Annotated in this window: 5 protein-coding genes; 3 read left to right on the top strand and 2 right to left on the bottom strand. The window is 62.2% G+C overall.

Going from position 1 to position 6,549, the window contains the following annotated elements; genetic code table 11:
* Positions 1 to 41 precede the first annotated feature (41 nt).
* The 3 genes from ahpC to VJR68_RS20160 all read left to right on the top strand — a co-directional run bounded on the left by ahpC (position 42) and on the right by VJR68_RS20160 (position 3,087).
* Positions 42 to 605 (top strand): alkyl hydroperoxide reductase subunit C, encoded by a 564-nt coding sequence (ahpC, locus tag VJR68_RS20170; protein WP_324150555.1) that lies wholly within the window; start codon positions 42 to 44, stop codon positions 603 to 605.
* Positions 606 to 772: 167 nt separating this feature from the next.
* Positions 773 to 2,362, top strand: coding sequence for an alkyl hydroperoxide reductase subunit F (gene ahpF, locus VJR68_RS20165; RefSeq protein ID WP_324150554.1), 1,590 nt, complete (start codon positions 773 to 775; stop codon positions 2,360 to 2,362).
* A 215-nt stretch (positions 2,363 to 2,577) separates the two neighbouring features.
* Positions 2,578 to 3,087, top strand: coding sequence for a gluconokinase (locus VJR68_RS20160; protein ID WP_324150553.1), 510 nt, complete (start codon positions 2,578 to 2,580; stop codon positions 3,085 to 3,087).
* Between the two features lie 198 nt (positions 3,088 to 3,285).
* On the opposite strand, the gene sppA is transcribed toward VJR68_RS20160, so the two are convergent.
* A complete protein-coding gene (gene sppA, locus VJR68_RS20155; protein WP_324150551.1) occupies positions 3,286 to 5,169 on the bottom strand; it encodes a signal peptide peptidase SppA in 1,884 nt (627 codons plus the stop codon).
* A gap of 99 nt (positions 5,170 to 5,268) precedes the next feature.
* A partial coding sequence (locus VJR68_RS20150) for an MATE family efflux transporter (RefSeq protein ID WP_324150549.1) occupies positions 5,269 to 6,549 on the bottom strand: 1,281 nt, incomplete at its 5' end.

The following is a 6,549-nucleotide window of genomic DNA, read 5'->3' as shown; positions in this document are numbered from 1 at the left end:
AAACCAATCCCCTTACCAACCACTCAACGGAAGAAAAGCAGATGTCGCTGATCAACACCGAAATCAAACCGTTCAAGGCCACCGCATACAAGGATGGCAAGTTCATCGATGTGACCGAGGCTTCGCTGAAGGGCAAGTGGTCCGTGGTGGTGTTCTACCCCGCCGACTTCACCTTCGTGTGCCCGACCGAGCTGGAAGACCTGGCCGACCATTACGCCGAGTTCCAGAAGCTGGGCGTTGAGATTTACGGTGTTTCCACCGACACACATTTCGCGCACAAGGCATGGCACGACACCTCCGACGCGATCAAGAAGGTGCAGTACCCGCTGGTGGGCGATCCGACCGGCGCACTGACCCGCAACTTCGAGGTGATGATCGAAGAAGAAGGCCTGGCGCTGCGCGGCACCTTCGTGATCAATCCCGAAGGCGTGATCAAGGTGTGCGAAATCCACGACAACGGCATCGGCCGCGACGCCAGCGAGCTGCTGCGCAAGGTGAAGGCTGCGCAATACGTCGCTTCCCACCCGGGTGAAGTGTGCCCGGCCAAGTGGAAGGAAGGCGCCGCCACGCTGAAGCCGTCGCTGGACCTGGTCGGCAAGATCTAAGTGCAAGTTTTGGCGATCCCCGCAACGGGTGATCGCCTGCGGGCCCGGTACCCCCTCCCCCTCCCACCGGGCCCGCACCCTATACCTCGAGCAGACGCCACCCATCCATGTTGCATCGGATGCGGGCGGCGCCTGCTCCAAACTCAGGCTTTTGACGGAGAAGCGCCATGCTGGACAACGATCTGAAAGAACAACTCAGGGCTTATCTCGAAAGGGTGACCCATCCGATCGAGCTGGTTGCCTCTGTCGATGAAAGCGCTACGTCGCAGGAACTGCTGGGGCTGTTGCGCGATATCGAATCGCTGTCGCCCAAGGTCTCGCTGCGCACCAACGGTAACGAAACGCGCAAGCCATCCTTTGCCATCACGCGCAGCGGTACCGACGTCAGCGTGCGCTTCGCCGGCATCCCGCTCGGCCATGAATTCACCTCGCTGGTGCTGGCACTGCTGCAGGTCGGCGGCCATCCGCCCAAGGTGGAACCGGAACTGATCGAACAGGTGCGCAATCTGGAAGGCGAATTTGTGTTCGAGACCTTCATGTCGCTCAGCTGCCATAGCTGCCCGGATACGGTGCAGGCGCTGAACCTGATGAGCGTGCTCAATCCGAACATCAAGCATGTCGCGATCGATGGCTCGCTGTTCCAGAACGAAGTGAACGAGCGCCAGGTGATGGCGGTGCCGACGGTGTTCCTCAACGGCCAGCCGTTCGACCAGGGCCGCATGTCGATCGAGCAGATCGTCGGCCGCCTGGATAGCGGCGCCGCGATGCGCGATGCGGAAAAGCTCAACGCCAAGGCACCCTTCGAAGTGCTGGTGGTGGGTGGCGGCCCGGCCGGTGCCGCAGCGGCGATCTATTCGGCGCGCAAAGGCATTCGCACCGGCGTCGCCGCCGAACGCTTTGGCGGTCAGGTGCTGGATACGATGGCGATCGAGAACTTCATCTCGGTGTCGTACACCGAAGGCCCGAAGCTCGCCGCATCGCTGGAACAACACGTGCACGAATACGACGTCGACGTGATGAACCTGCAGCGCGCCGAGCAATTGATTCCGGCCAAGGAAGAAGGCGGCCTGATCGAAGTGCGCCTGGCCAGCGGCGCATCGCTGAAGGCGAAAACGGTGATCCTTTCCACCGGCGCGCGCTGGCGCAACATGAACGTGCCGGGCGAGCAGGAATACCGCAACAAGGGTGTCACCTATTGCCCGCACTGCGATGGCCCGCTGTTCAAGGGCAAGCGCGTGGCAGTGATCGGTGGCGGCAACTCCGGCGTGGAAGCGGCGATCGATCTGGCCGGCATCGTGGATCATGTCACGCTGCTGGAGTTCGACAGCAAGCTGCGCGCGGATGAAGTACTGCAACGCAAGCTGCGCAGCCTACCGAACGTAAAGGTCATCGTGAGCGCGCAAACCACGGAAGTGGTCGGCGACGGCAACAAGGTCACTGGCTTGAACTATACCGATCGCAGCAACGGCCAGAGCCAGCAGGTGCAGCTGGAAGGTGTGTTCGTGCAGATCGGCCTGCTGCCCAACACGGAATGGTTGAAGGGCACGGTGAAGCTGTCGCCGCGCGGCGAGATCGAAGTGGATGCGCATGGCAGGACGTCGATGCCGGGCGTGTTTGCCGCAGGCGACGTAACCACCACGCCGTTCAAGCAGATCGTGATCGCCATGGGCGATGGCGCGAAGGCATCGTTGAGTGCTTTCGATTACCTGATCCGCTTGCCGGTGGCAGTCACTGAACAAGAAGAAATAGCGGCCTGATTGAAGCGTAGGCTGGGGTGACAATCCCAGCTTTTCCGCGGCATGACGGTGTTGGGATCGGCATCCCAGCCTACGCGGCTCAGGCGGGATAAGGACAAGAAAACCAACTCGCCTGATTTTTCATAGCGTGCAAAAATCAAATCCATGCACGCACGCGATACCACCAGCTTCCCCTGCAAACGCCCGCCCATCTTCCGCACCGGGAGATGGGCGTGATGCGTGCCATCGTCATCATGGGCGTGACCGGTTGTGGCAAATCGACCATTGCCGCGGCCATTGGCGAGCGCACAGGTGCGTGCATCATCGAAGGTGATGCGTTTCATCCACCGGAAAATGTTCGCAAGATGAGTACGGGCATTGCGTTGACGGATGAAGACCGGCAAGGATGGCTGGAGCATCTGGCGCAAGAAATCGCTGCTCGGCTCGCTACATGGGAGCGTGTGGTGGTGACCTGTTCTGCGCTCAAGCGGCGTTACCGCGATACGTTGCGTGCTGCGGTGCCTGAGCTTGGTTTTGTTTTTCTGGCATTGACGCCTGCGCAAGCAAGAGAGCGCGTGGCGCATCGTGCTGGACATTTCATGCCGGCTTCGCTGGTGGATAGCCAGTTTCGTGATCTGGAAGTGCCGGATGGCGAGCCGTTGGTGTTCGCCGTGGATGCGACTCGGGCGGTGGATGCGATTGCCGATGAAGCGGTTGCCTGGTGGCGTGGATTGTGCGCACCCTGAATTCGTCGCCCCGGCGCAGGTCGGGGCCGAGCGACTTTTGAGGTGCATCAAAAGCAAAGACGCTGGGCCCCGGCCTGCGCCGGGGCGACGGGTATCAGGCGTAGGTTGGGGTGAGGCGCAGCCGAACCCCAACGTGGCAGGCATCTGGAAATGTTGGGGTTCGCGTTCCGCTCACCCCAACCTACGCGATCACGCGATTCAGCGCGCCGAGCAGAAGCAATACGAATAGACGTTGATATGCCCAGCCTGCGCCGTGCGCAGCATTTGCAGTTCCGGTGCCAGCATCGGCAATTGCGCAACCCAGCTCGGCAAGCGCACGCCGTAAGACTGCAAGCCGGCCACCATGGCCGATTGGTTGAAGCTCAGCATGAAACGCTCGAACGCACCCATCGGCTGTTCCTGATAGCGCACGGCGTAATCCTTGCCGAGTTTCGCCAGGTCAGCGGCTTTTTGAATAGCCGCATCGAGCCCACCAAGCTGATCCACCAGGCCGCGCTGCTGTGCCTGGCTGCCGGTCCACACGCGGCCCTGTGCGATCGCATCGATGGCGGCGTAATCCTTACCGCGCGCCTGCGCCACGCCGCCGACGAAATCGTGATAGCCCTTGTTGATGATCGACTGGATCACCGTGCCGACTTTCGGATCGAGCGGACGGGTGATGTTGAAGGCGCCTGCCAAGGGCGCCGTACTCACGCCGTCGCTGGTGATGCCAAGCTTGCTCAACGTGCCCGGCACGGTGAAGAACATACCGAAGATGCCGATGGAACCGGTGATGGTGTTGGGCTCGGCGTAGATCTCGTTCGCGTTCATCGATATCCAGTAACCGCCACTGGCAGCAACATCGCCCATCGACACGATCACGGGAATGCCGGCCTTGCGCGTGAGCTCCACCTCGCGGCGGATTTCTTCCGCTGCATACACTTCGCCGCCGGGCGAGTTCACGCGCAGCACCAGCGCCTTGGTGCGCTTGTTTTCGCGCGCGCTGCGAATCAACGCCGCGGTGGATTCACCACCGATCGAGCCAGGCTGCTGCTTGCCGCCGGTAATGTCGCCTTCCGCCACTACCACGGTGACGGCATCGGCGCCCGTCTTGTCGCGGCTGGGCATGGCAGCGGCATAACCATCCAGCGCAACGCCGCGGATACCGTGACCATCCTTGCCGGCAGGCACGCCTTGCTTGCGCAGCATGTCGATCAATTCTTCGCGCGTGGCCAGGCCATCGACCAGATGTTCATCCACTGCCAGCTTGGCGAGATCGCCCTGCGCCGTGGGGAGGCGATCAGGCAGGTCGTCGATGTCCGCGCGCACCGTGGCGGGATCGAGCTTGCGCAGCTTCGCGACATCATTGATGTATTCGTCCCACAACCCGCCCATCCAGTAGCTATCGGCTTCCTTGGCCTCTGGCGATGCGTGATCGAGGATGAAAGGTTCCGCCGCACTCTTGAACTGGCCGACGCGGAACAGGTAGACGTTCACGCCCAGCTTGTCGAGGAGATCCTTGTAGAACAGGCGGTAGTTGGAAAGGCCGGTAATGAACAGGCCGCCCTGCGGATCCAGCAGTACGCGATCGGCATGCGCGGCGAGAATGTATTGGTATTGATCGAGCTCCGGCCCCCAGGCAATCACCGGTTTGCCGGCGGCGCGGAAGCGATCGAGCGCCGCGCCGACTTCCGTCAGGGCGGCAAAACCGCCGCTTTGCAAATGGCTGGGATCGAGCAGGATGCGCGTGATGCGCGAATCCTTGGCTGCCGCGTCGATGGCATTGACCAGGTCGCGTACTTGCACTTCCTTCGCTTCGTCGCCGGACAATTTGGATGCCGCGCGTTGCAGCGGGCTGACACTGTATTGCTCCACCAGCCGCCCTTCCGGCCGCAGCACCAGCACGCTGCTGTCCTGGATGTCGTTGATGTGCTTGGCGGCGCCGATCGCCACCAGCATCAGCACGAACAGGCCGAGGAACGTGAAGAACACCACGTTGAGAATGATCAGCCGCACGATATTGAGGCCGCGCCCGAGTACGCGCAGGAAGGCGAGGAATCCATTCGGTTGCCGTGAGCGGCCCAGGGGCGGTGGTGTACTCATAAACGCTTTGAGGTCCTTAGGTGGTGAGTAGGCCGGGATGCCAATCCCAGCTTGCTCGCAACGTGGCGAATGCTGGGACTGCATCCCAGCCTACACGGATCACGAGGAGATCGTGGCATCCGCCGCCGTCGCGGCAACAGGGCCAAACGTCCCGGGTTGATGCCGATAGGAACTGCGCCAGAAACGCACGAACAGCAGCAGGGCCGCCATGCTCAAGCCGGCGATCAGGCCCACCCAGATGCCGCGCGCACCCAGCCCGTGGTGGAAAGCCAACCACCATCCCACTGGCATGCCCACGCCCCAGTATGCGAACAGCGTGATCGCCATCGGCACGCGTGTGTCTTTCAGCCCGCGCAAGGCGCCGTTGGAGGCCACCTGGATGCCGTCGGAAAACTGAAACAATCCGGCCAGCAGCAGCAATTGCGCGGCCAGCGCAATCACCGTCTTGTCATGGGTGTAGAGCGACGCGATCAGGTGCGGGAAACCCAGCATCAAGCCCGCCGACACCGCCTGCGTCACCAGCGTAAGCCCTATTCCGCAGAAACCGGCATAGCGGATGCCGGTGGGATCGCCGCGCCCCACCGCATTGCCCACACGCACGGTGATTGCCATCGCCAGGCCGAGCGGCACCATGAAGAACAGCGCCGCCACGTTCAACGCCACCTGATGGCTGGCCACCATGTCTTCGCCCATGGTGCCGATCAGCAACGCTGCGGCAACGAACAGGCCGCCTTCGGCCAGCAAGGTGATCGCCATCGGCAGACCGATATGCACCAGTTGGCCGATGCGCTTGAAATCCGGCCATGCGAAATGCGTGAACAGGCCCAGCCCTTTGTAGTTGCGATGCAAGGCGATATAGATGCCGAACGAAAGCATCTCGATCCACAGCACCATCGCGGTGGCGATGCCGCAACCGCGCGCGCCCTGTGGCGGCAAACCCAGCTTGCCGAACATGAAGACGTAGCCGAGCGGCAGCAGCAGCGCCAGGCCGCCAAAACTGAAATACATCGAAGGCCGCGTCATCGACAAACCTTCGGACAAGCCGCGCAACGCGAAGTAACAGGTGAGCGCGGGCGCGCCCCAACTGATCGCACGCAGGAATTCGCCCACGTCGGTATACAAGCTGGGCGACACGCCGATCAGCTTGATCAGCGGTTCGGCGTGGCGCACCAAAAACCACAACACGACGCCCATCGCCAGCGCCAACCACAGCGCCTGATGAAAGACGTCGCCCGCTTCGTGACGGCGACCCGCACCATCGAGCTGCGAGACCGACGGCGGCACCGCCATCATCATGCCGATGCCACTGACGATCGCCAGCGACCAGATGCTCGCACCCACCGCCACCGAACCCAGCACGTGCGCGCCGACGTGACCGGC

It is taken from the genome of Dyella sp. (assembly GCF_035277725.1).
Taxonomy (GTDB): domain Bacteria; phylum Pseudomonadota; class Gammaproteobacteria; order Xanthomonadales; family Rhodanobacteraceae; genus Dyella_B.
This window is presented reverse-complemented; position numbering and strand designations above follow the sequence as displayed.

What these genes read in the sequence shown, in the direction of transcription:
- ahpC (WP_324150555.1), top strand. Translation starts at nt 42, where the DNA reads ATGTCGCTGATCAACACCGAAATCAAACCGTTCAAGGCCACCGCATAC.
- ahpF (WP_324150554.1), top strand. Translation starts at nt 773, where the DNA reads ATGCTGGACAACGATCTGAAAGAACAACTCAGGGCTTATCTCGAAAGG.
- VJR68_RS20160 (WP_324150553.1), top strand. Translation starts at nt 2,578, where the DNA reads ATGCGTGCCATCGTCATCATGGGCGTGACCGGTTGTGGCAAATCGACC.
- sppA (WP_324150551.1), bottom strand. Translation starts at nt 5,169, where the DNA reads ATGAGTACACCACCGCCCCTGGGCCGCTCACGGCAACCGAATGGATTC.